At 30.7% G+C, this 2416-nt stretch carries 4 protein-coding genes; 2 read left to right on the top strand and 2 right to left on the bottom strand.

The window, feature by feature from the left end; all coding sequences use genetic code 11:
* Positions 1 to 279: 279 nt before the first annotated feature.
* Positions 280 to 558, bottom strand: a complete 279-nt coding sequence (locus tag AN959_RS20280) for a hypothetical protein (protein ID WP_056833437.1) — start codon at positions 556 to 558, stop codon at positions 280 to 282.
* A gap of 287 nt (positions 559 to 845) precedes the next feature.
* Here AN959_RS20280 and AN959_RS20275 point away from each other — a divergent pair, with 287 nt between their 5' ends.
* A complete protein-coding gene (locus AN959_RS20275; protein ID WP_056833435.1) occupies positions 846 to 1052 on the top strand; it encodes a hypothetical protein in 207 nt (68 codons plus the stop codon).
* Between the two features lie 158 nt (positions 1053 to 1210).
* Here AN959_RS20275 and AN959_RS20270 read toward each other — a convergent pair whose 3' ends face one another.
* Positions 1211 to 1564 carry a hypothetical protein gene (locus tag AN959_RS20270; RefSeq protein WP_056833433.1) on the bottom strand — a complete coding sequence of 118 codons (354 nt, stop codon included), beginning with the start codon at positions 1562 to 1564 and terminating at the stop codon, positions 1211 to 1213.
* Positions 1565 to 1806: 242 nt separating this feature from the next.
* On the opposite strand from AN959_RS20270, the gene AN959_RS20265 reads away from it, so the two are divergent.
* Complete coding sequence (locus AN959_RS20265) at positions 1807 to 2166, top strand: DUF4440 domain-containing protein (RefSeq protein ID WP_056833431.1); 360 nt, start codon at positions 1807 to 1809, stop codon at positions 2164 to 2166.
* Positions 2167 to 2416: the final 250 nt, after the last annotated feature.

Raw genomic sequence — 2416 nt, 5'->3', positions numbered from 1 at the left:
CTATTATCAAATAGGTGTTTTTATTGATTATTAATATTAATTTTTTGACAAGTTAATTGATATTTATTATTTATCATGGAGCAGATTTTCCTTTTGTATTTTACAAATATTAACTTATTCAATACATTCGACAGAACCTTTTTAATCAACTAAACTGTTGTGTTAGTTTAAGTAACATTTCGCTATGAATTTCTGAGATGTACTTGATGTTCTGTACATAAAAATAGACCATCGAAAAATGGTCTTGTTTAGCTAAAGCACCCGTTAGTTGAATAAGATTTATGGTTCGCTAATTCCCATTGCTAATAATAATAGAAAAGCTACAGCCAAAACAAATACATTTCCTATTATGCCGACAATTAAAAGAATAAGTTGTCTAGACATTTTCCAAGAGAATATAGCAAATAAAATACCAAAAATTGATAATATGCCAAAAATGTTGATAATAAAATAAATATCAGTGTTTGGTCCTCTTCGTGCATAGAAAACAATGATACTTATTATCACAGGTAATATTGATGTAATACCTAAAATGTTTCCTACTTTTCTCTTATCCAAAACTTTAGATCCTCCTCACTTATTTTTTCTTTTCTCTTATTACTCTTATTACAATAGACGTTTATTTTCATAAATAGTAAGAGTTTTATTGAACTAAACTGCTGCTTTAGTTTAAGTGTAACATTTCACAATGCATATCTGAGATCAACTTAATGTTTTGGACATAAAAATAGACCATCAAAATGATGGCCGCATTTTGCTAAAGCACCCGATAGTTGAATAAGAAACTACATTTAACAGGTAAATAACTTCGGCGTAACGAATAGATATTATAAAGGGGTGATTATATGGTAAATAAAGAAAGTAAACGATTTAAAGTAAGTTTAAAAAATAGGCAAGTAAGAAGGAAACTGGTGATTATGGCACCAGCTATATTAGTAGCCGTATTGATCACGCTTTTTTATGAATTACAATTTATTTCTTTATTAATTGTAATGTTAGGTGCAGTTCTTTTTTACACTTGGCGGTTTAGATTTAACAGGAAGAATAGATAGGGTTAAAAGGAAAACTTGTTGTTCTTTTTTATTGGAGTAAATCATATTGACATAGATTGTATCTCGTACTATAAAGATGAAGAATGTGCTGTTTTTGCAGTTTCCGGTTCTTTAACTAAAGCACCCGATAGTTTAAGTACAATGTTTCACAATCTCAATTAAACCTCTTCTTTTGTATATTCGGTAAATGAGTCGAAATCTCCACAACCCAATATAAGTTCACAACTCTCAGGGTGAAGCATAATTCCCATAGATTGGACTACATATTCTTTTTCTATGGGATCTAAATGAAAATGTCTACCATTTTTATATTCATCATGTGCTAAACGGATTAACTCAGTACCTAATCCGAGTAAAGCATTTTTACTAAGTGTAATTTGTACTCTACAATTCTGCGTTATGTCATTCCCGCTATTATCCATAACATGTACTAATGCAATGTTGTCTCCAGTCATTTCAAAAGCTTCTTCTTTATCTGGATCGTTTTCTAAACTGATAATGTATTCAGACATAATTATTTCTCAACCTTTCTTGGATACGTTTCTGTTTATCTTGTTGAACTAACCTGCCCCGTTAGTTCAATAAGATAAAGCTACCCTTACAGACAGCCACTTGTATAACTAAAGCACCCTTTAGTTGAATAAGCACCTTCTCTTTTACTACACATTATGTTCGGAATGCGCACAAAGACTCTTAATATCACACAGAATAGAAAATGGTATTATTAAACTACAATTATTAAGGAGGAAAACAATTGGATATTCTCAACGAGTATATTAAAGCGACAAATACCCACAATTTTGATGAAGTTAAAAAGTTACTTCACCCTAGTGCAATATATTTTTTTAGTAACAAAACCTGTACAACCCATGATGACATCCAAGATTACTTTGAAAATGCATGGGAATTAGTAAAAAATGAGAATTATGAAGCTCATGATGTACAATGGCTATTTATTTCTAAAACATCGTTAACTTGTACCTATAAATATTTTTATGAAGGTTATGTTAATGGTAAATATACCAGTGGTCGAGGAAGAGCGACCAATGTATTTGTTAAAGAATCGGATGACTGGTTGTTGATTCACGAACATTTAAGTCCTTTGCCAAGATAGTCAGAATGAAGAGGTATCTTAAAGAAAGATTCCTCTTTTTATTGTATATTTTTTTGTCAAATGCGACATAAAAACTCCCATTCTCTTCTTCAACTAAACTGCTTCGTTAGTTCAATAAGAAGAAAAGTTGCCTAAGCAACCCCATGATTTTACACTAAAGCCTCCCTTTAACCTAATTTTGCAGTAATTCAACAGCTGGGTAACCTTGTTTAATAATTTTTTTATAGACTTTTCCACTCTTAATAGATGG

Origin of the sequence: Psychrobacillus sp. FJAT-21963, assembly GCF_001420585.1 — a bacterium.
In the GTDB taxonomy this organism is placed as follows: Bacteria; Bacillota; Bacilli; order Bacillales_A; family Planococcaceae; genus Psychrobacillus.
Note: the sequence above shows the minus strand (reverse complement) of the source record. Positions and strands in the feature narration are given on the sequence as shown.

Excerpts from the sequence above, each read along its gene's own strand:
- AN959_RS20270 (WP_056833433.1), bottom strand. The coding sequence starts at position 1,564 with ATGTCTGAATACATTATCAGTTTAGAAAACGATCCAGATAAAGAAGAA.
- AN959_RS20275 (WP_056833435.1), top strand. The coding sequence starts at position 846 with ATGGTAAATAAAGAAAGTAAACGATTTAAAGTAAGTTTAAAAAATAGG.